This window comes from Nocardia sp. NPDC055053 (assembly GCF_053608285.1).
This window is the reverse complement of the sequence record NZ_JBSGVD010000011.1, coordinates 56250-77995: the sequence shown is the minus strand read 5'-3', so window position 1 is coordinate 77995 and position 21746 is coordinate 56250. Positions and strand designations below refer to the sequence as shown.

The window sequence follows — 21746 nt, the reverse complement described above, 5'->3', positions numbered from 1 at the left end:
AATGTGAACAAGTGCTGCCGGGAACTGTACTGTGTTGCCCGGACGAGAGCACTGTTCGGGGGAGGAACCATGCCTTCAAAACCCACTACACGCTGGCAGGTCAGCGGTTACCGCTTCCTGGTGCGGCGGATGGAGCACGCCCTGGTGCGCCGGGACGTGCGCATGCTGCACGATCCGATGCGCGCCCAGACCCGTGCGTACGCGGTCGGTTTGGTGCTCGGCCTGGTCGTTCTGGCCGGTTGCGGCATCCTCGCGCTGCTGCGTCCGCAGGACAAGATCGGCGACAACAAGATCCTGATCGGCAAGGAATCCGGCGGCGTCTATGTCGTCATCGAGAATGTCGTGCACCCCGCGCTCAACCTGGCCTCGGCCCGGCTGGCCGCCGGTGAGGCGTCGAAAGCGGTGATCGTCAAGGAATCCGAGCTCGGCAAGAAGCCGCGCGGTCAGCTGATCGGTATTCCGGGTGCGCCGTCGTCGATCATGTACGACAAGGACGGCAAGGGCAGGCAGTGGTCGGTGTGCGACCAGCTCAAGGCCGACGGCAGTTCGGAGCTCACCACCTCGGTGCTGGCCGGTTCCCCCGATCTCGGCTCCAAGGCGTCGAAGATGGCCGAGGACAAGGCCTTGCTGGTACAGGGTAAGGACTCCGCATACCTCGTCTACGGCGACAAGCGCGCCAGGGTCAACATGAACGAGCGCGCCGTCACCGACGCCCTTGCCATCACCGGCGCCACGCCGCGACCGGTCGGTGAGGGTCTGCTCAACGCGATCCCCGAGGTTCTGCCGATCATCGCGCCCGTCATCGACAACCCCGGCGGTACACCGTCCTACAGTGTGAGCGGCCACCGCATCGGTGACGTCGTGCAGGTCTTCAACGAGCCCAACCAGAACTACGTGGTGCTCTACGACGGACTGCAGCCGGTCTCGGCGCTGACCGCCCATATCGTCCGTAACTCCAACAACACCCAGATGGCGGGCACCACGATCCAGGCCACCGAGCGCACCAACGCGCCGGTCTCCAAGGCTCTGAAGGTCCAGAACTACCCGAGCATGAAGCCCACGCTGGTCACTGCCAAGGACCAGCCCGTCAGCTGCCTGACCTGGAAGCCGATCGCCGGCGCCACCGACAATGCCGACGGCACCGCTCGCGCCGAGCTCTCGGTGCTCACCGGTATCGCGCTGCCCATCCCGGACAAGGCCAAGCTGGTCAGCCTGGCCCAGGCCGACGGCTCCAAGGCCAACGCCGACTCCGTCTACATCCCGCCCGCCACCGGCGCCTATGTCCAGACCACCGGCATCGAACCCGACAGCCGTCGCAAGGACAGCTTGTTCTACATCGCCGATACCGGAGTCCGCTTCGGTATCAAGAACTCCGACGCGGTCAAGGCCCTCGGCCTGGAGAACGTGAAGGCCGAACCCGCGCCGTGGCCGATTGTCGGTCTGCTCGCCGGTGGACCGAGCCTCGGCCGCGAGGACGCGATGGTCGCCCACGACGGTGTCGCACCTGACCCGTCACCGGCCAAGCAGCCGGTCGCCACGGTGAATCCCGCAGCCAACTAACCCGGCGGAGCCTGCGACCGCTCGCGGAGTTCGGCCACCTCGGTGCGCAGCGAGCGGACCTCGTCGACCAGTTCGGCGAGGGTCCGCTCGGCGCGGTCGGCCGCGTCGTCGACCGTCTTGAGCTGCTCGACGACCCAGCTGGTCATGGTGCCGATGGCGAACGAGATCAGGCCGATGCCAAGGGTCATCAGCACCAGCGACACCAGCCTGCCCTCGGTGGTCACCGGGTAGACGTCGCCGTAGCCGACAGTCGTCACCGAGACCGCCGACCACCACAGGGCATCACCGAAGGTCTTGATCTTGCTCTCGGGTGCGCCGTACTCGGCGTCGAAGAAGGCCAGGCTCGACAGCAGCAGGATCAGCAGCGAACTGGTGGCGACGAAAGTGACCAGCCGCGTACGTGGTTTCGTCGCCCGGTTGAGTGTGTCGAGCAGCAGCAGCGCGGCGCGCACCAGGCGCAGCGGACGAAACGGCGGCACCAGCACGACGAGCAGGTCCAGCGGATGCCTGCGGACGAACCGCACGCGATCCGTGGACAAGCGCAGCCGGACCGCGAAGTCGGCCGCGAAGACCGCCCAGATGCCGATATCGGCCCACAGCAGACCGGAATCCAGCGTCGGCGAGGCATCGGTGTCGAGCACCCGCCAGGCGTACAGCAGCAGGAACAGCACGGCCAGCACCATCAGCGGCAGGTTGGTCGCGCGTTCCCACCGCTGCCTGCGGGTCGGCGGGCGGTCAGTGGTCAACGGATCCATGCGGCTACCTGGTTCGACGGGTCGGTACGCGAGGACGGTACCGCCCCGCGAACTCAGGTGTCTTCGCGTACTCCGAACCGGCGACGGATCGGGTACGAGGCGAGCATGCCCAGCACGAACAGCAAACCGACGGTGCCCGCGCCGATCAACCCCACATTCCGGGCCGTGTTGTCCGGAACCGGCGCAGGCGCGGGCACCGCTAGCTGCACCTGCTTGGCCGGTGACGGCCGTTTGGGCGGCAGCGAGCCGGTGACCTCGGCGGTGAGCGCGGCGATCGGATCGACGCTGCCGTAGCCGATGTACTGATTCCAGCCCTCGGCAGGCGCGTGCGCTGTCGCCTGGACCCGCTTCATCACCTCTTTGGCGCTGAGTTCGGGGAACCGCGCACGGACCAGCGCGACCACCCCGGACACCAGCGGCGTCGCGAAACTGGTTCCGCTGATCGGTGCGGTCGCGCCCTGCTGATTGACCGTCCCGGTCGCGGTCCCGGCGCCACGCGGGCTCAGCGAGGTCATGTTCTCGCCCGGCGCCGCGACACTGAGCCACGGTCCGGCGACCGTGAACTTCGACGGTGCGCCGTTCCCGTCGATGGAGCCGACGGCGAGCACATAGTCGTCCCAGCGGGCCGGGCTGACCATCATCGCGGTCTTGGTCCACGGGTCGGCGTTCGGCTCGAGCGGGTCGATCACGGTGTTCGCGGTCTTGCAGGTATCCGAATTACCCGCGGCGACAACGGGAACCGCGTTCTTCACCTCGACCGCGTACTGCAATGCCGCACCGACGGCACTGTCATTGACGCCCTTGTTGGTGCCGCACCACACCTCGGAGACATTGATCACGCTCGCGCCCATATCGGCGGCGCGCCGGATGGCCGAAGCCATGGTGTTCAGGTTGCCGTAGCCGTCGGGCATCTCCTCGGGGGCCTTGTTCCGGTTGGCCCCCTCCTTCTGATACATCTTGCTGGTCTGCCGGATGGTGAGGATGCGTGCCTCGGGCGCGACCCCGGCGAAACCCTGTCCGGGGATCTGCGTCGCCGCGATCAACCCGGCCACAAAGGTGCCGTGCGCATCGCAATCCTCGGCGCCGTCACCGGAATTGGCGACGTAGTCACCGCCGGCGATCATGTCGGGCAGCCGGTCGTGTCTGCTCACCCCGGTGTCGATCACCGCGATCAATTGGCCTGCGCCGCGGGAGAACTCCCAGGCACGGGTCAGATCGAGCGAGCGTTGCGCATCCGGCACTGCGGCGCCGTCGCCACCGGTCGCCACGGTGGTGCACACCGCGTTCGACCCGACTTCGGTCTTCTCGGGCGGCGCGGCCGGATCACCCGCGGGCAGGTTCGCCGGATCGGCCGCGGGCGGACGTTCGGCCGAAGCCGGTGCGGCCCCGAGCCCGAACGACGCGCCGACACCGAGCGCCACGGCCGCCGCCGCGACGCGCAGGCTCGCGTTCACAGCCCGCGGACGAGGGAGTAGAGCTCGGCGACCCAGAACACCAGCGGCAGCACCGCGGCGACGAACGCGTACTCGAGCAGTTCGACAGCCCGGCGCATCGGCGGCGTCGCCGACTGGTTCGGCACGATCAGGCCGATCACCAGCGCGGCGATCAGAATCGCCAGCGCGGCACCGAAAACCACCAGCGGCTGGCGCATTTCGAGCGAGACACCGATCAGCATGATCAGCACGATCGCCGCACCGCCCGCGATGAGCACAATGGCCTGCTCCGCGCCCGCGTAGGTGCGGCTGCGGAACATCAGCACGACAGCGCAGACCAGCGCGAGCGCGATACCGGGCCAGTAGGCATCGTCGGCGCCCGCGTCGACCGCGAGCAGCGCGCCGACGACGGTGACCAGCGTGGTCGCGGTGACCAGGCCGGCGAGGTACATGCGGGCACGCTCCGACCTGGCACGCAGCGCGTCGAGGGTCGGCAGGGCGCGGTGGTCGTCCGGGTCGTCCTCGGTCGGGTCGATCGGGGTTCCGGGGGACGGCACCGGCGGCAGCGGCAGTTTCGCCAGCAGCATGGACACGCGCGGCGACAGCGACAGCCCGGCCAGCGCGACCGCGGCGACGACCGCGCCGATGGCCTTGATCGACTGATCGGTGAGCAACCCGACGATCGCCGCGGGAATGACGAACACCGATACCGTTGCGGCGCCGATGAACAGGGCGAGACCGACACCGGTGACGCGCCAGGCCAGCACCGCTGTCGCGCCGAACAGCGTCGAACCGAGCAGCAGATGCGCCCAGCCGTAATGGTCGGGGACGAGCAGCATGCCGCCGGTGAACGCGGTCGGCAGCGCGCAGCCGCCGAGGACCAACGCGGCGGAGGTGTCGCCGTACATGCGGCTGAGCACCGTGCCCGCGACGACGCACAGGATGGCGACGAACAGCGCGAGCGAACCGGTCACCCAGAACGGCAACGCGTCCGGCGCGGCGAGCAGGCCGAAGCAGCCGACCAGCATGGTGAGCGCGGCGAGCACCGAACCGGTGATCCGCGCCGTCTTCGGCGTCCAGCTCCGGTAGTGCTCGGCGTCGGCGATCGCGACGTTGTACATGATGTCGTCGAACAGCGGCGTCGGCGCGGTGTGCGAGGCGCTCTCCAGCATGAGGAGTTCGCCGTCACGGACGCCGTGCTCACCGAGGCTGAGGGAGTTCGAGAACGGGGGATGACCGATCCGGGCGAGCACCCATTCGGCGGGCTCGTAGCGCTCGCCGTCGTTGTCGAAATCATTGGACCGGCTGTGCTGAGCGACCATGTCGACCACGCTCGGAATGACGAGCGCGACCGGCACATCGACCGGAATCGCCATGTCGACCTGCGTGTGCTTGGCCAAGATCGTCACCCTGGCCAGGTCCGGTGCGCGAACGATGCCGCGCGCGGAATCCTCTTCAAGATGATCGAGTCGCGCGTGCGTCAAAACTCCCCCAACTCCGTCTCTACCTCGTGTTTCCGCTCGACCGCTCAGACGATCGACAGTTTGCGGAACTCACCGTTCGGACAGCAGAATGCCTGACGAACCATACGACATGTCGGCCGCGACCTCTACACTGAGCCCGTCGCGAGGACAGGCAGCGAGTAGTCAAGCAGGGGGAGTCTTCGACCATGAGCACCGTCAGGTTCCAGCGCCGTGCCCGGCGCGAGATGCCGCGCACGCCAGGCGGCGAGGTCACGCTGCAGCCGCCGCCCGAGATCCCCCGGATCACCCCGGGCAACCTGCTGATGAAGCTGATGCCCGTCGTCATGGTGGTCGGCATGGTCGGCATGATGGCGCTGATGTTCACCCAGGGCAGCGGCATGCTGTCCAACCCGATGTCGATGATGTTCCCGCTGATGATGATCATGTCGATGGTCACCATGTTCGGCCAGGGAAGTGGCAAGGGCGCCAAGGCCGCCGAGGCCAACGAGGACCGCAAGGACTACCTGCGCTACCTCGACCAGGTCCGCAAAGACGTCGACGAAACCGCCAAGCAGCAACGCGCCGCCGTCGAGTGGAGTCACCCCGAGCCCGGCCTGATCTGGATGCTCGCCGGCACCAGCCGCATGTGGGAGCGCCGCTCCGGCGACAAGGACTTCTGCCACGCCCGCATCGGCCTCGGCGGTCAGCGCCTGGCCACCCGCCTTGTCGCCCCCGAGACCGGCCCGGTCGAGGAACTGGAACCGATCGCCGCCGTCTCGCTGCGCCGCTTCGTCCGCGCGCATTCGACGGTCCCCGACCTGCCCACCGCCATCGCGGTCAAGGGTTTCGGCACCATCGCCCTCGACGGCGACCGCGCCCAGGCACGCGACATGACCCGCGCGATGCTGTTGCAGCTGTGCATGTTCCAGGCGCCCGACCAGGTGCTCGTCGCCGTGGTCTGCGGCCCCGACACCGCGCGCGAGTGGGAGTGGACCAAGTGGCTCCCGCACACCCAGCACCCCGATGTCTCCGACGGCATCGGCACCCAGCGCATGTTCTACGGCTCCATCCGCGAAGCGCTGAGCAGCCTGCACCCGCTGCTCGGCAACCGCGTGCGCTACTCGCGTAATCAGCCGAACAACCCGAACCTGGTGCACGTGGTGATCGTCGTCGACGGCGGCCTGCTCGAAGCCGAGGACGACCAGCTGCGCGAGTCCGGCTTCGAGGGCGTCACCATCATCGACCTGTGCAATTACGCACCCCGCCTTGCTGTTTCGCGCGGCATCAAGATGGTCGTCGAGGACGGCGAATGCCTCGGCCGCGGCGCCACCGGCAACCAGGAACGCTTCGCCACCATCGACCGCGTCAGCGCCGAGCAGGCCCAGCAGGCCGCCCGCCGCCTCGCCCCCTACCGCGCCGCCACCCAGCGCAGCAGCGACGTCGAGACCGACGACAACGAGACCATCTCCACCTGGTCGCAGCTGATGAGCCTCGGCGACATCGGCAACTTCAACCCCGCCAGCGCCTGGCGCCCGCGCTACGGCCGCGAACGGCTGCGCGTCGCGTTCGGTGTCGGCGCCGACGGCAACCCGGTCGAACTCGACATCAAGGAAGCCGCCGAGAACGGTATGGGCCCGCACGGCCTGTGCATCGGCGCAACCGGTTCCGGTAAGTCCGAGTTCCTGCGCACCCTCGTGCTCAGCCTGCTCGCCACCCACTCGCCCGACCAGCTCAACCTGGTCCTGGTCGACTTCAAGGGTGGCGCGACCTTCCTCGGCCTCGATGGTGTCCCGCACGTCGCGGCGGTCATCACCAACCTCGAAGACGAGGCCGACCTCGTCGACCGTATGAAAGACGCGCTGGCAGGCGAGATGAACCGCCGCCAGGAGGTCCTGCGCCAGGCGGGCAACTTCGCCAACGTCTCCGAATACGAGAAGGCCCGCGCCGCCGGCGCCGACCTCGACCCGCTTCCCGCGCTGTTCGTCGTGCTCGACGAGTTCTCCGAACTCCTCACCCAGCACCCCGATTTCGCCGAGCTGTTCGTCATGATCGGCCGCCTCGGCCGCTCGCTGCACGTCCACCTCCTGCTCGCCTCGCAGCGCCTGGAAGAGGGCAAGCTCAAGGGCCTGGAATCCCACCTGTCCTACCGCATCGGCCTGAAGACCTTCTCCGCCAACGAGTCCCGCCAGGTCCTCGGCGTCCCCGACGCCTACAACCTCCCGAACTCCCCCGGCGGCGGATACCTCAAGGCCGACTCCGGCGAGATCCAGCGCTTCCAGGCCTCCTACGTCTCCGGCGCCTACGTCGGCGGCGGCCCGCAGCGCGAGGTCACCAGCGCAGGCATCGTCGGCGGTGAAATCGACGTCAACGCCCGCCCGTTCAGCGCCAACCACGTCGGCTTCCGCACCTCCGACCGAGTCCCGGTCCCGGTCGAATCGACCTACGAGCCCGAGTCCCCCAGCGACGACGGCGAACAGATGTCCAACCTGAACATGCTGGTCTCCCGCATCACCGGCCACGGCCGCCCGGCCCACGAGATCTGGCTGCCGCCGCTCGATGACGCCCCGACCCTGGACCAGCTGATCCCGCGCTCGATCATCACCGGCGAGTACTCCGCCGCCGCCACCCTGCGTGCCCCGATCGGCATCGTCGACCGGCCGTACGACCAGCGCCGCGACCCGATGATGCTGGACCTCTCGGGTTCGCGCGGCCACGTGGCGATCGTCGGTGGCCCGCAGTCGGGCAAGTCGACGGCACTGCGTTCACTGGTCATGGCCATGTCGATGACCCACACCGCCGAGCAGGTGCAGTTCTATTGCCTCGACTTCGGTGGCGGCACCCTGTCCAGCCTGGAAGGGCTGCCGCACGTCGGCTCGGTCGCCAACCGATTGGACCCGGACAAGGTCCGCCGCACGGTCGCCGAGATGAGCACCCTGGTCCGGCAGCGCGAACAGCGCTTCCACCAGCTGGGCATCGAGTCCATGGTCGAATACCGCCGCCTGCGCGCGATGGACCCCAACAGCAGCCCCGCCGCGGCCGGCGCCCACGCCGACCCGTACGGCGACGCCTTCCTGGTCATCGACGGCTTCGGCACGATCCGCCAGGACTACGAGGCGCTCGAGCAGCAGATCACCAACCTTGCCCTGCAAGGACTTTCCTATGGCGTCCACGTCGTCATCGCACTGTCCCGCTGGATGGAAGCGCGCCCGGCCCTGAAGGACCAGATCGCCACCCGCATCGAACTCCGGCTCGGTGATCCCATGGACTCCGACATCGGCCGCAAGTTCGCCTCGCTTGTGCCACAGGGCCGTCCGGGTCGCGGCATCACGCCCGACGCGCTGCACATGCTGATGGCACTGCCCCGTGTCGACGGCAGCTCCGATCCGCTCGACCTGAGTGTCGGTGTCGCCAACGCGGTCGAACTGATCGCGCAGCGCACCCCGGGCCGCCCCGCCCCCGGCACCCGCACCCTGCCGGACCTGCTGGACCGTGCAGATCTGCTGCGCGCGATGCGCAACTGGCCTGCCGAGGTGGACCAGTCGCGGCCGAACATGCAGCTGCCGATCGGCGTCAACGAGTCGGAGCTGGCACCCGTCATGCTCAACCTGGCCGATACACCGCACTTCTTGGTCTTCGGCGACAGCGAGTGCGGCAAGACCGCGCTGCTCAGGGGTATCGCGCAGGGCATCGTCGAGTCGAATACCCCGGCGCAGGCCAAGGTGATCCTCGGCGACTACCGGCGAACTCTGCTGGGCGCCATCGAAACCAATCACCTCGCCGGCTACGCGCCCTCGTCGGAGGTGCTCACACCGTTCGTCCAGCAGGTCGTCGGGATCCTGAAGTCCCGGATGCCAGGTGCCAACATCACCCAGCAGGAGCTGCGTGCTCGTTCCTGGTGGACGGGCCCGGAGCTGTATCTGATCATCGACGACTACGACTTGGTGGTCACCACGTCGGGCAACCCGCTCTCGCCGCTGGTCGAGTTCATCCCGCACGCCAAGGACATCGGATTCCATCTGATCATCGCCCGCCGATCCGGTGGCGCGTCGCGGGCGCTGTACGAGCCCGTGGTGTCCCGCATGCGCGACGTCGGCTGCATCGGCCTGGTCATGAGCGGTAGCCGAGACGAGGGTCAGCTCTTCGGCACCGTGCGCGCCAGCGCGATGCCGCCGGGGCGCGGAACCCTGGTCACCAGGAACGCGATCGATCTGGTGCAGTTGGCATGGTCGCCGGCTTTGTGACCGACATCGACGTCGTGGTCAGCGATGCGCGCATCTTGGCGCGCACCGCTGCCCGGCACGTGGATGTCGTTCCCACAGTGATGCCCGTTCCGGACGGGATCGTGGTCGGCGCGCCAGTCGGACCGACGCAGCCGTCGGTATCCGCACTGGCGCTGGCCGACTCGGCCTGGATCGGGTTCGAACCGAATCCGATGCCGACAGCCGCGGCCATGAACGCAGTAGTTGACGAAGTGATCGCTGGCTTGGCTCCGTCCGCACCGGGCGCGACAATCGGTGTCGCACACCCCAGTTCGTGGTCGACAGCGCGAAGGTCGGCCCTCGGGCATTCCTTCGGCAGATACTCCGGTTCGGTTCTGCTCGAGTCGATCGCCGTCCGCGTCGCCAGACTGCGGCAGTCCCTCGCGACCTCGGAACTCGTGGTGGTCGTGGAGATCGAGCCATTGGATGTCACCGTCAGTGCGGTCGATCGATCCCGAGACCAGATCGTGGTCGCGGCCTGCGAGCACGAACCGACCCTGGGCGCAGGCGAATGGAACGACGCCGCCGTCGAACGCCTGACCGAGATGATCGAACAGGTTGTCGACGGCTCACGGCCGACATCGGTGCTCATCGTCGGACCACACGACGAGCCATTGCTGGAGCGCCTGCGTGACTTCGCCGCACAGACGTGGACCACACAGCCCACGCCGCTGGTCGACCCGCTGGCACTGACGGCACTGCTGCTGCCGCAATCCAGTCTCACCGACCAGCGGACGCGCCCGATCCCGTCCGAGAACGCCGAGTGGGTCGGCACCCTGCGCGAGCGCGCCGCCGCCACAGCACCGTCACCCCGCGTCGCAACAGCCAAAATCGTTGCGGCAGTGGCCGTAGCGCTCACGTTGATCACGGCCGGAGTTGTCGCAGTGGCGACCACGAGGAGCAACGGCGCAGACGCGGCCACAGCGGCAGGTTCCACCGCGCCCGCAGACCCGAGCGCACCCGCGACCTGGACGCCCGCGGCATCGACTCCGGCGCAACCATCGACAACTCAGCCCGCCGATCCGCCACGCCGCCACACAATGGGCCGCGTCGCTTTCGACATTCCGGCGGGCTGGCTGCCCACCGCCGGAGAGAACCCGGAGCGAGCCGCCCTCGTTCCGCAGACAGCCACCCCCGGCCGAATTACTGTGACATACAACACTGTTGCAGAACAGGCCGGATATGATGAAGTGCTAAGGGACATCACAGCGCGGATCGCTCGCGCCGAGCCAGGACGGTTCGGTACACCCGAACGCGACGTGGTGTTCGCTGGGCGCCGGGGGATCGGCTACCAAGAGCTTCCTGGCGACGGTTCCGTCGTCAGGTGGTACGTCCTACTCGACCATGGCGTCCAGACCAACGTCGGCTGCCAGCACGGCTCGGGAGGATGGGGGACTGTCAGTACTGCGTGCGAGGAAGTGATGCGATCAGTGTCGATCTCGCAGTAGGTTTCGGAATTTTCTCCGAGATTGATGGAACCGAACGCACCGATGGTGCGTCCAACCAAGATGAAGGGCTCAGATCGCCAGCAGGGGGGTCTGGTCCACCGTTGACCACGAAGGAGCCAGAAGATGGGATTTTCCGCTTCGCCCGCCGAGATCCAGGCGTTCTCGACGCGCATGAAGGACAAGCATGACGCGATCGACGGCATGATCCGCAATTCGGAGAGCCGTGCGAACGACGTCAACAACCCGTCCTTCCAGGGCGCGGCTGGCAAGGCTTTCCAGACCTCGATGACTGAATACCTCATCGCGGCCCGGGCGCTGAACGAAGCCTTGTACACCGCATCGGACAACGTCGCGTCTGTCGCCAGCTCGATCTCGGATTCCGAGATCGACAACGCTCAGCAGTTCATGGCCACTGATCCCGCGGCCGATATTCCGACCCCCCAGCTCAACATGGGCACGAACTAAATCGAACAAATTCACAACGGAAGGGAACTAGGGTATGGACATCGGGGCGATTCGGTACGATTTTGGCGCCATTAATGATGCCGGTTCAGGTATTCAGGCGGAAGCTCAGAACATTACGACTGCGCTGCAGGACTATGAGAATGAGTTTCAGCGCTTCATCGAGGAGCACTGGTCTGACGGTGAAGGCTCTGCCGCGTTCGTTGCGTTGCAGCTCAAGTGGCAGAACCAGTCCACGGAGCTCAACACTAAACTGCAAAAGATCGGTGCAACCACGCTGTCTGGTGCAGATAACATGAGGGCCACCGACGTCGCAATGGCGAATCGGCTCCTCGGCTGAGAGGCCGATTGACGAGAAAGGCGGGCCTGGTGAGCACCAGGCCCGCTTTCGTGTTCCGGGCTGAGTGAACCGTCGACTCATCTGTATGCAGCGGTTCGCATCCGGGGTCAGCTGCCTCGTAACGTGCCGTAGGAGACCGGGCGGGCTGACTCGTGAACCGTCCCTCGCGGTTGACTTGCCCGTGATGTGTCTACCCGACCGGTCTCCGTTCACGGTCTGACTCGACAGAGGTGTGACGACAAGCTGCTGTGAGAGGTTCCTGAAGTCGACATGTCGGCCGTGGATTCCCCATCCGACGAAGACGAGGAACCGAATCTGATGATGCTGATCGGCATCGATCCACACAAGTCCACCCACACCGCGACCGCTGTCGATCCAGCAACGAATTCCGATCTCGGTTCAGTCCGGATCGAGGCGAGTTTCGTCGGCTATCGACAATTGCTCGCGTGGTCGCGGCAGTGGAGCGAACGCCGGTGGGCCGTGGAGAACGCGGAGGGACTCGGTCATCACCTGGCGCTATGGCTGGTCGCTATGGGCGAGAGCGTGGTTGACGTGGCGCCGGCCGCAACGGCACGAGTCCGACAGCTCTCCCGTGGCGGACGCCGCAAGAACGACCGAATCGACGCCGCCGCGGCGGCGAGTGGCGCGGCGCTGCACGGAGATACCCGCGCCGTGCGTGCCGAAACGCACGCTGATTCTCTTGCGCTACTCGATGAACGCCGCAAGAACCTGTCCGGCAATAGAACTCGATCGGTCAACCAGCTGCATGCACTACTGAGGGAGTTGCTACCCGGTGGCGCGCCCACCGACTTGACCGCCCCGAAGGCCGCGACGGTCCTGCGTGGTCTGCGCCCGGTCACGGCCACTGATCAGTTCCGCAAATCCCTTGCGAAGGACCTGGTCTCAGATATCAAACGGTATGACGCCCAACTCGCCGAGAACGCCTCAGCGATGGATGAACTGCTGAACCTACAGGGAACCGCCACGCGCCAGATCCCCGGGATCGGACCTGTGATGGCTGCCCGCATCATCGGTCGAACCGGCCACGCACACCGATTTCCGACGGCGGCTGCCTACGCAAATTACACCGGCACGGCGCCAGTCGAAATCGCCAGCGCGGACTCGACTCGACATCGGCTGTCTCGCCACGGCGATCGAGAACTGAACTCCGCCTTACACACCATCGCGATGATTCAGATACGCATGCGTAGAAGCGCCGGACGCAGCTACTACGACAAGAAGATCGCCCAGGGCAAGTCATCGAGAGAAGCAAAGCGTTGCCTCAAACGACGACTCGCCGATCTGGTCTGGCGGACCATGATCCGCGACGAACGCCGCACTACCCCAGCAGGATTCACCGAGTCATCCGGAGCGGCTTGACAAATACAGAGGTATCACGGATTTGGGACCGATTCCGTTTTTGAGGAAGATGGTTCCCATCATGTCGAAGCGTTAGAGCCCCTATCGGGTCCGATTGCTGAGTCGTCGCCAACAGATCAGCTGCACTGAGATTCAGGAACCGCAATGGATGTCGATGCGGCGTTCCCACCGGACGGCCAGGCGTCGGTACTGGTGGAGCAGGGCGAAGGTGTGCTCCACGATCCAGCGGCCGGCAGTGACCTTGTCCCGGGTTCCGCGGCGTGGATGTAGCCGGTGATCCCGCGTTGCCGCAGTTCGGCGTACACGCTGGGGTAGTCGTAGCCTTGTCGCCGATGAGGGTCTTGATCCGACATCGCGGTGGCCGGCTTCGCGCAAGGGACGAACCCGATCGAGCACGGGCGCGAGCAGCAGGTGGTCGTTGACGTTGGCCGCGGAGAGTTCGACGACGAGCGAGAACCCGTTGCCGCAGTTCGGTAGGTGGTGTATGGAGCCGTCTTTGCTCGGTCTACCGGGTGTTCGGCGCGGTCGCGACGGGCCAGTTCGCGTGACGGGAGCGCCCGTTAAATCCGGAACATCTGGCCAAGCACGGGCATTGGAAGTGGCTCCACTGACGGTGTTGAATCGACTTGAAGCAGCCTGACCTGCACAAAAACCGGATCTTCCGATCCAGGAAGGAGCAATTTGCCAGGCCAGTGGACCCGGCCGCGCCGACGGACGGTCGGCGCGGCGCGACGTCCGCACACGAAATTGACGATAGCCGCGCCGGCTACGCCGACACGGCAGCGTCAAGAAAGATCGAGGCTAGCCTGTCGTCGCGAGTAGCTTGTACTGTGCAGCAGCCCGTTGACGCACTTCTTGTAGATTTGTCCCCGCAACTGAAATGACGTATCGGCCGACTGGCGCAATGCATCGGGGGTTGTTGACTCCAGTCATGGTGAGGTTTGGGTCGAGGTCATAGCAATGCGCCACCGGGAGGTGCGCTGGTGCTTCGGCGTCAACTAGCCCAACTGAGTCGAATGCACCGTTCCTCAGCGCTGCTACAAGGCGTGTCGCGGCTGCGTCATCGCGAGCGCGATAGACGGTTGCCCCGTTTATCGCGACGTAGTCGACGCCTGTATCGGCGAATGCGGACGACAATGCGGCAGGCCGCTCTGTGAGTGCTAGCGCTACGTGCGCCGGGTAAACAGCGGCTCCAGAGTGTGGCTTGTCTCTGGGGAGAGTTTTGCTGAGCAATCCTTCGGTGTCGAGTGGGAGCTTATCCAGGTCCGCGATCGGTGTTGCCGTATATTGCTTTAGTAGGGCTATTTGTTGGTCGAGGTATTTCCTTACAATGTTCGTGTTGTCGACCTGGTCGAACGGTCGGCTGACTGGGTCATATATTTGAATTGAGATCAGCATCTCGCCCACCGCATGGTAGGCGCGAAGCGTAGTTACGCCCAGTGAATCAGTCTGCGTGATTTTTGATTGCACACCCGGATGGTCGGCGAATCCATCGTAGGATTCGCCTTCGCTGCGTTCCATTAGAATGTCTGCAGCGTTGCGTGCGTGGCTCGAATCTTTGAATCGAAGGGTAAACGTCTCGATCGACCGGCCTTTGCCGAGTTCGTCACGCCGGTTTGCCGACATGCGCCAACCTGCGATCAAGCCCGGTACTTCGGTCGCGAACTGTTTGCTCTCAATTCTAGTGCCATTAAAATATGGCGGTTCTTCAGATGTTACCCGGTTGCTGCGAGCAGGATGAGAAGGCGCAAAACCGAAGCGCTCATCGTATTCCATAGCTAGCGGAGTTGCAGTACCGATCCTAATTGCTTCACGAACGATGCCAGATAGCGGAGTCCTTAAGGATTCGACGTCGAGCGGACTCGTTGCGAAATTTCCGGTATCGAGTTTGTCGATCTCTATCGTAGGTTGCGAATCCTGGGCAGTGCATGCGCTGGCCAGGATCATACATATTGCAAGGGTCGGTGTGAGCCCTGTCTTCCGCATTACTTATCGCACTTCTTCAGGATGGCGAATTGCGCAGCTGCCCGCTCCATTAGCCCACTCTCAACCTCGCCGCCGCTTATTGCTTTCGCGGTAACTACGGCGACGTATCTATCGTATACAACTGCGCACAAGGCGTCGTACTCCCGACTTTGGTCTGCGGTGTCAAGCTTTATGCATTGCGAGTCCGCCAAGCCTGGCGGTGATTTCAGAATGAAGTCATTCTTGCCTGGGGTTGCAAGGAATGTCTGCAGTCGGAAGGCGGAGGCTAGGTCACGAGTTCTGTAGACTGTGCTTGCTCGGCGGCCAATCAGATCGACACCCGTCTCTTCAAATGTTTTGCGAGCTTGTTCTGGATGTCGCTCAAAGTGAAGAATACCCGAGGGCTGGAATGGCCCAAAGTCCTCTTCGTAGTTGCTGATTCCTATGCTATCGCGATCAGATCGTACTGCTGCTCGGCGCATGATATTCTCCGGGTCGAGCGGAGTGTCAAGGACATCGTCTAGCGGAGTTGGCTTGAAGCGATCGAGCGATATTATCTGCATCTCGACTGTTTTCTTTGCTGTCGCAATTGCCGTAGCGAGATCCGGATTCGGAAGTTTGACTCTCGTCCAAATCACGTATTTGCCGCGAGGCTCCCAAGAATCCAAGATTTTTTCAGACTCGGCCGACGCCCGGGCGTTCGGGCGACCGGATACCTCAACGGTCTGACGGGAGCTTGAGTCGAGAGTAATTCGATGGAACTCGTCGGCAATCCTGATTGCTTCGGCATCTGTTGCAAATTGCAGGACCGCGATTGTCAGATCCTTGGGTGTGCGAACGCTTCCATTGGATTGGGATGTCGATACCCCGCCGATGAATTTGACGTTGAGTCGGATCGGGTCCAAGTATGCTTCACTAAGCCCATTCCTTGATGTCATGGCATCGGTATCGGCGAAGATTCGTGTGCCACCTGGGTTGTGGAGATCTGGGTCGACGTCATAAGGATGCACCAAATAATTGAGCATCCTGCGAGATTCTATGAGTCGAATTTTCTTTGGCATTTCCATGCCCCACTCAATTCCGAACGGCGTTGGTTCGTTCTTGAATGGCCCCGGGCGCAGATAGTCGAGGTCGACAGGTGTTGCTCCGGGCAGCGGGGACCCTGAGATGGTCGCACCGCAGCCAGGCACGAGCGCTATGGCCGCAAGTAGGGCCGCGGTCCGAAGCTTGCGAGTAATTGATGTCACTGCACGGCCTTTGCGATTTGCGGCAGCATCTTGTCGATGAGGATCTGTTGCGATTGATCGCTCCAGACCTGGAACGCCTGGACGGTCGATGGATCGTCGATGACGACGACCTTGCCTTTTCCGCTTGTCAATGCGTACGGCAGCCCGCGGAACCCGCCGTTGCCCGCCTGGCTGTCTGTGCGGAGAACGATGACGATGTCGGTGTTGTTCTTGATGCTGTAGTCGCCGACAGACAATGCGCGAGGCGACTTCTCGTCGCCCACGGCCTTGAATTCGGAGTTGTAGTCGAAGTCCAAGTCGCGCAGGAACTTCCACTGGTCACTGGGATTGAGAACCACGGAGAGTGTTGAATTGCCGAAGTTGTATGCGGTGATTGACTTTCCGCTGAATTCGGGATGCTGGGAACGGGCCTGTGCCATTAGGTCACCACCACCGGTCGATCCTCCGTCGGGCCTTGTCAAGACGAAGACACCGGTTCCGACCAAGGCCGCCACAACGAGGGCGATCATGCTTGCAAGCAGAACTTTTCGGCCGCGCTTGGGTCGGTAGGGCTTGGGGTTGCGGGCGGTGAGGATGTCCTGCTCGGAAACCCCGCCGCTGTGCGGTGGGTAGCCGACTACGGCGCGGCTGGGGTCGGTTCCCCATTGGGGGGAGACGACATCCGTGGCCGCGGTGATCGGGCTTGCGATCGGGGTACTGGGGGAGGTGTGGAACCCCTGTGCTGCCGGTGCTTGCATCGGTGCGCCGAGCAGGGCGTTGTGGGCGTCCTGGATGAACTCGCGGCAGGTGTTGTAGCGGTGGCTCGGGTCCTTGGCCATCACCTTGGCGATCACGTGATCGATCGCCGGCGGGAGGTCGGGACGCACCGCGGTGACCCGGGGTGGGGGTTCGTGGAGGTGGCCCATCATGACCATCGCCGGCACCGTGGCGGGGTAGGGGTTCTGGCCCGTGAGCAGCTTGTACAGGGAGCAGCCGAGGCTGTAGATGTCGGCGCGGTGATCGAGCTTGCTGCCCATCAGCTGCTCGGGCGGAGCGTAGGCGACGGTGGCCATGAAATTGCCGGTGGCGGTGAGGTCTTGGCCGTCGTCGGCGGACTTGGCGACACCGAAGTCGGTCAGCAGGACGCGTTCCTCGTCGCCGTCTTCGGCCGCGGCGATCATGAAGTTGGCCGGCTTGATGTCGCGGTGGAGGAGTCCGCGGCGGTGCGCGTAGTCGAGACCCTTGCCGACCTCACCGATGATGCGCAGGGCTCGCTGCGGCGGCATGGCCGCCGGGCCCTTGGCCACCTCGGCTGAGGCGTCCGTGCCGTCGACGTACTGCATCGCGATCCACAGTTGACCGTCCTCGTCGCCGCGGTTGTACACCGCGACGATATTGGGATGGTCCAGGCCGGCGGCGAGATTGGCTTCGCGTTCGAACCGCCCGCGGAACTCGGGATCGGTGGACAAGTCGCCGCTGAGCACCTTGAGTGCGTCCCGGCGTGGCAGGCTGGGGTTCTGTGCGAGGTAGACGGTGCCCATACCACCGGCGCCGAGAACCTTGATCACTCGGTAGCCACCAACAATTGCGCCGGGCCGCAAGGCCATTCGCGTCTCCTCATCCTTCGCGCGCCCCGCAGTGCACGTCCCAACAGGGCAATCTAGCAGGTGCTGTCGCACCCCACAGTGCTCGCGATCGTCAGTTGAACCCGACGAGCAGCTTGTACTGTGCGGCCGCTCGTTGGTACACGTCCTGCAAGTTCGTGCCGGACACGCCGAACACAAATCGACCGATCACGCCGTGACACGTGGGTGGCGCGTCAGAGGCGTATTTCACTTCGGGTTTCGCATTGAAGCAGTAAACGACCGGCAGGTTCGGCGGGCCGTCGACCTTCATGTAGTCCACGTCGTCGAGCGTTTCGTTGTCGAGCGCTGCGCGGAACCTGGTGGCGGCCGCCTCGTCGCGGGTGCGATACACCGATCCGCTGTCGAACGACACAAAGTCGATCCCGGCATCGGCGTAGGCGGCATTGATCACTGCGGGAAACTCTTCGAGATGCAGGACAGCCTGGGCCGGGTAGACCGCGGAGCTGCTGGTGCCCTTGCTCGGGCGCTTCGACGCCTCGGTCGGCAGTGTGCGGCTCAGCAAATTCTCGGTGTCGAGCGGCAGTTTCTCGATATCGCGCAGGGGCGTCGGCGTATACGACCGGAGCATCTCGATCTGCTTGTCGAAGAAGTGTTGTGCGACAACCGCGTCGGCGGTGGGATCGTAGGGCAGGCCGATCCAGTCGGCGACCTGGACGAACAGCAACATGTCTCCGCGGACCAACCAGGCCCGCAGGTTCTGGACCGGCAGCGGTTCCTTCTTGGCTTCCAGTTTCACCAGCGCATCGGAATAGCCGGGAATCTGGTTGGCCGTTCCGGGGGTTCGGTTCGAGAGTTCGGTGGCAGCGAACTTCGCCTGGTCGGCGGATTCGAACCGGAGCGTGATGGTCGAGACGTCCCGCCCCGCGTTGAGTTCCTGTCGGCGCTGCGCCGAGCTGTCCCATCCCGCGACGACGCCCGGAATCGTGCCATTGAAGTCTTTGGTTTCGATGCCCGCGCCGCCGAAGTACGGTGAATCGGCTTGGGTGATGTGCCGGCCGCCGGAGTATCCGTTCGCGAAGACGAATCGCGAATCGACCTGGAAGGCAACCGGAGTCGCTGCGCCGATGCGGATCGCCTCGCGCAAGGCGCCCGAGGTCGGCACTCGCGAGGACGTCAGATCGACCGGTGTTGTCGGGTAGTTGCCGGAGTCCAGCTTCGCGACATCGACAGCCGGTGCGGGCGCCGCGGCCTCGGAACCGCCACCGCAGGCGCTCAAAGCGATTCCCAGCGTTACCACTGCGCTGCTGACGCGGAGTTTTCGCATGATCGTTTACTCGCTCTTCTTCAGGATCGCGTACTGCGCGGCGGTTCGTTCCTGCAATGTCGGGTCGACCTGCAGCGACGCACGCGACACGGTTGCCAGCGACATGACGACGGCAACGTAGCGGTCGTACACGAGGACACAGATCCCGTTGTAGCCACGGTTCGGGTCCGATTCCTCCAGCCGCAGGCATTGGGCGTCCGCGATACCAGGCGGCGGGGCGAGCTCGGAGTCGCTCTTGCCGCGCTTGGCGAGGACGTTCTGCAGCTTGAACGCGGACTCGACATCGCGAGTCCGGTACACCGTGCTGAAGCGCCGGCCGATCAGGTCGACACCGGCCTCCTCGAAGGCTGTGCGGGCTTCGGCGGGATTTCGTTCGAAGTGCAGGATTCCCGACGGCTCGAAGGTGCCGAAATCTTCTTCGTGGTAGCTCATGCCGTACGGGTCGCCCGCCGGGGACTTGCCCGTCGCTCGGCGCATGATCCCGTCGGGGTCGAGCGGCAGATCGAGCAGATCGTCGGGGGCGATGATCCGGTACTTGTCGAGCGGTGGAATCTGCAGATCGAGCGTCTTCCTGATCTTGGTGGCCAAGCCGGCGGAGTCGGGTGTCTCCTGCGACATGCTGACCGCGATCACAAAGGGGCCGTGCGCCTGGAAGGCGCTGACCGAAGCGCCATCCTTGCTCGACCCGTTGGCCTCGGAGTATCCCGGAATTGTCACCGGCTGCCGGGGGTGTTCGCCTGTTGTGCCCACCTGATACATCGCGGCGGCCGCGTTCTTGCTGTCCTGCGCGGTCGCGAAGTGCAGCACGCTCAGGTGCAGGCCCTTGGTGTCTCGCACGCTGCCGTTCGTCCGCGATGCGGTGACACCGGCGATGAAGTTGTTGTCGGTCACCGCGGCCTTGAAAATGTCAGGGAGGCCGTCGTCTTTCGACATGTCCGTACCGTCGGCGAACACCCTGGTGGTGACCCGCATCGTCAGTTCGGGGTCGACGTCGATCGACGGGATGAGGACATTGAGCAGGCGGCGCCCCTCGATCAATCTGACCGTTTTCGCCGTGTCGGAGTACTTCAACTCGAACGTGGTCGGCTCGGTGACGGTCGCGCCGGTATTGAGCGCCGCCAGGTCGACCGGCGTCATCCCGGGCTTCGCCTCGCCGGAAATGGGTGCAGCACAACCGGACCCGACGATCAGGATCGTGAGCAGCCCAGCCAGCCGCAGGGTGTTCTTCATGTCGGGCATCCTCATCGGCGGGTGAGCAGAACGTATTGCGCGGCGACCTGCTGGTGGAGATCCTGCAAGTTCTTGTCGCGAATCTGCACGGCGTACCGGTCGACCTGCAGGTAGCAGATGTAATCGGCGGTCTTCACCTCGCCCTGTGACTCGTAGGTGTTGGCTCGGCAGGCGACCGCATCGCCCAGCTCCTCGGGAGCGGGCGCCTCGATGGCGTCTTCGTCCGGCGCTTTCCACTCGGTGAACAGGTTCTTCGCACCCGCCGCGGTGGTGGACCGGAAGACGACCGTGTCGCCGAAAGAGATCAAGTCGATGCCGTGCTTGGTGAAGGTACTCAGCAACTCGGCATCGGGATCGAGGAACAAGCTCAGCGCGCCGCGCCCGGTGAAGTATCCGTCGGGCTGGGCCCGGGATGGTGCCGACGCATCCGACGGCAGAGTCCGGCCGAGCAGCCCGGTCGGGTCGAGGGGTACTCGTTCGAGCTGGTCCGACGGGGTCGGCACGAATTTGTCCAGCAGCGGAATCTGCACCTCGAGTGCTCGCTCGACCTGTGCCTGCAGCGAGGGCAGGTCCGGTGCGCGGGTCTCGTCGTCGAGCTTCATGAAGATCACGTAGCGGTCGTGAACCGTCCAGGAACCGATGGAGGAGATCGACGGCCGCCAATGCGCGTAGGTCTTCGGGTATTTGGTGATCGACACCTTTTGGTTGTCGGTGTTGTAGGTGAAGTCGTCGTGTTCGAGGATCGGAGCGACCGTCTCGGCGGTCTTGGCATCGGGGAAGATCAGGACCGAGAGGTTGAGGCTGCGCCGGGGGTTGCCCCCGGTCGGCTCGGTCGCCCAGGAGTTCAGCCAGCCGGCGACCAGATCCTCGGCGACCTCGTCGAAGGTGTCGTTGATGATGAGCTTGCCCAGACCCTTGCGATTCAGCACGATCTGAGTGGGGTGGACCAGCGTTTCCTTGCGATTGTCGTAGACGTAGGCAGGGTCGATCTCGAACGGCATGGCCACATAGTCCGCGAGACGCTGGGCCTCCCAGGCCCGCCCCTGGTTCAGGCTCTTGGCGTTGCCGACCGTGCGCGGCTGGGTCTGGTAGTTGCCGAAATCGAGACCCGCAGTGTCGGGTTCGCTGCGAGAGGCACTGCCCGAGACCTGCGATCCACACCCTGCGACGAATACGGCGACTGCCGTCATAACCGCTAAGCGCGCGATCGATGCATGACGGTTGAGCAGCACGCTCTCCCCCTCCAACTGACTAGCTGATCCGATCGTGGGGCGACTTGACCTACAGTCGCAGCCCACCCCGTCCCCGGTGATCT

16 protein-coding genes are annotated in these 21746 nt (G+C 64.7%); 6 read left to right on the top strand and 10 right to left on the bottom strand.

Translation table 11 applies throughout. The annotated features are described in order from the left end of the window. Positions 1–69: 69 nt before the first annotated feature. Positions 70–1560, top strand: coding sequence for a type VII secretion protein EccB (eccB, locus tag ACWF82_RS14275; protein WP_452501264.1), 1491 nt, complete (start codon positions 70–72; stop codon positions 1558–1560). Here the strand turns inward: eccB and ACWF82_RS14270 are convergent. From ACWF82_RS14270 to eccD, 3 genes are read right to left on the bottom strand one after another with little or no spacing between them, the layout of a single operon-like run. Beyond that, complete coding sequence (locus ACWF82_RS14270; RefSeq protein WP_452501262.1) at positions 1557–2315, bottom strand: potassium channel family protein; 759 nt, start codon at positions 2313–2315, stop codon at positions 1557–1559. The two genes, eccB and ACWF82_RS14270, sit on opposite strands and share 4 nt — an antisense overlap. Before the next feature lie 53 nt (positions 2316–2368). Beyond that, on the bottom strand, positions 2369–3769 hold the full coding sequence (gene mycP / locus ACWF82_RS14265) for a type VII secretion-associated serine protease mycosin (protein WP_452501260.1): 1401 nt from the start codon (positions 3767–3769) through the stop codon (positions 2369–2371). Continuing rightward, positions 3766–5232: a type VII secretion integral membrane protein EccD gene (gene eccD / locus ACWF82_RS14260; RefSeq protein ID WP_452501258.1), complete on the bottom strand. Its 1467-nt coding sequence runs from the start codon at positions 5230–5232 to the stop codon at positions 3766–3768. Before eccD ends, mycP begins: the two co-directional genes overlap by 4 nt. A gap of 185 nt (positions 5233–5417) precedes the next feature. Here eccD and eccCa point away from each other — a divergent pair, with 185 nt between their 5' ends. From eccCa to ACWF82_RS14235, 5 genes are all read left to right on the top strand, one after another. Beyond that, on the top strand, positions 5418–9452 hold the full coding sequence (eccCa, locus tag ACWF82_RS14255) for a type VII secretion protein EccCa (RefSeq protein ID WP_452501256.1): 4035 nt from the start codon (positions 5418–5420) through the stop codon (positions 9450–9452). Next, positions 9449–10918 (top strand): type VII secretion-associated protein, encoded by a 1470-nt coding sequence (locus ACWF82_RS14250; protein WP_452501254.1) that lies wholly within the window; start codon positions 9449–9451, stop codon positions 10916–10918. The genes eccCa and ACWF82_RS14250 overlap by 4 nt, the downstream gene beginning before the upstream one ends. Positions 10919–11041: 123 nt before the next feature. Then, on the top strand, positions 11042–11383 hold the full coding sequence (locus ACWF82_RS14245) for a WXG100 family type VII secretion target (protein WP_452501252.1): 342 nt from the start codon (positions 11042–11044) through the stop codon (positions 11381–11383). A gap of 34 nt (positions 11384–11417) precedes the next feature. Continuing rightward, positions 11418–11720: a WXG100 family type VII secretion target gene (locus ACWF82_RS14240; protein WP_452501250.1), complete on the top strand. Its 303-nt coding sequence runs from the start codon at positions 11418–11420 to the stop codon at positions 11718–11720. A 318-nt stretch (positions 11721–12038) separates the two neighbouring features. Next, complete coding sequence (locus ACWF82_RS14235) at positions 12039–13100, top strand: IS110 family transposase (RefSeq protein ID WP_452501430.1); 1062 nt, start codon at positions 12039–12041, stop codon at positions 13098–13100. Between the two features lie 132 nt (positions 13101–13232). On the opposite strand, the gene ACWF82_RS14230 is transcribed toward ACWF82_RS14235, so the two are convergent. From ACWF82_RS14230 to ACWF82_RS14200, 7 genes are all read right to left on the bottom strand, one after another. Beyond that, on the bottom strand, positions 13233–13841 hold the full coding sequence (locus ACWF82_RS14230) for a transposase (RefSeq protein WP_452501248.1): 609 nt from the start codon (positions 13839–13841) through the stop codon (positions 13233–13235). Between the two features lie 60 nt (positions 13842–13901). After that, complete coding sequence (locus ACWF82_RS14225; protein ID WP_452501246.1) at positions 13902–15047, bottom strand: DUF7373 family lipoprotein; 1146 nt, start codon at positions 15045–15047, stop codon at positions 13902–13904. Positions 15048–15085: 38 nt separating this feature from the next. After that, positions 15086–16312, bottom strand: coding sequence for a DUF7373 family lipoprotein (locus ACWF82_RS14220; RefSeq protein ID WP_452501244.1), 1227 nt, complete (start codon positions 16310–16312; stop codon positions 15086–15088). Next, complete coding sequence (locus ACWF82_RS14215) at positions 16309–17970, bottom strand: serine/threonine protein kinase (protein ID WP_452501242.1); 1662 nt, start codon at positions 17968–17970, stop codon at positions 16309–16311. The genes ACWF82_RS14220 and ACWF82_RS14215 overlap by 4 nt, the downstream gene beginning before the upstream one ends. A gap of 19 nt (positions 17971–17989) precedes the next feature. Then, positions 17990–19039 (bottom strand): DUF7373 family lipoprotein, encoded by a 1050-nt coding sequence (locus tag ACWF82_RS14210; RefSeq protein WP_452501240.1) that lies wholly within the window; start codon positions 19037–19039, stop codon positions 17990–17992. A gap of 168 nt (positions 19040–19207) precedes the next feature. Continuing rightward, a complete protein-coding gene (locus ACWF82_RS14205) occupies positions 19208–20431 on the bottom strand; it encodes a DUF7373 family lipoprotein (RefSeq protein WP_452501238.1) in 1224 nt (407 codons plus the stop codon). Positions 20432–20442: 11 nt separating this feature from the next. Continuing rightward, positions 20443–21621: a DUF7373 family lipoprotein gene (locus ACWF82_RS14200; RefSeq protein WP_452501235.1), complete on the bottom strand. Its 1179-nt coding sequence runs from the start codon at positions 21619–21621 to the stop codon at positions 20443–20445. Positions 21622–21746: the final 125 nt, after the last annotated feature.

Coding starts and splice junctions, on each gene's coding strand:
- eccB (WP_452501264.1), top strand. CDS start 70: ATGCCTTCAAAACCCACTACACGCTGGCAGGTCAGCGGTTACCGCTTC.
- ACWF82_RS14270 (WP_452501262.1), bottom strand. CDS start 2,315: ATGGATCCGTTGACCACTGACCGCCCGCCGACCCGCAGGCAGCGGTGG.
- eccCa (WP_452501256.1), top strand. CDS start 5,418: ATGAGCACCGTCAGGTTCCAGCGCCGTGCCCGGCGCGAGATGCCGCGC.
- ACWF82_RS14245 (WP_452501252.1), top strand. CDS start 11,042: ATGGGATTTTCCGCTTCGCCCGCCGAGATCCAGGCGTTCTCGACGCGC.
- ACWF82_RS14240 (WP_452501250.1), top strand. CDS start 11,418: ATGGACATCGGGGCGATTCGGTACGATTTTGGCGCCATTAATGATGCC.
- ACWF82_RS14235 (WP_452501430.1), top strand. CDS start 12,039: ATGATGCTGATCGGCATCGATCCACACAAGTCCACCCACACCGCGACC.
- ACWF82_RS14225 (WP_452501246.1), bottom strand. CDS start 15,047: ATGATCCTGGCCAGCGCATGCACTGCCCAGGATTCGCAACCTACGATA.
- ACWF82_RS14205 (WP_452501238.1), bottom strand. CDS start 20,431: ATGAAGAACACCCTGCGGCTGGCTGGGCTGCTCACGATCCTGATCGTC.
- ACWF82_RS14200 (WP_452501235.1), bottom strand. CDS start 21,621: ATGACGGCAGTCGCCGTATTCGTCGCAGGGTGTGGATCGCAGGTCTCG.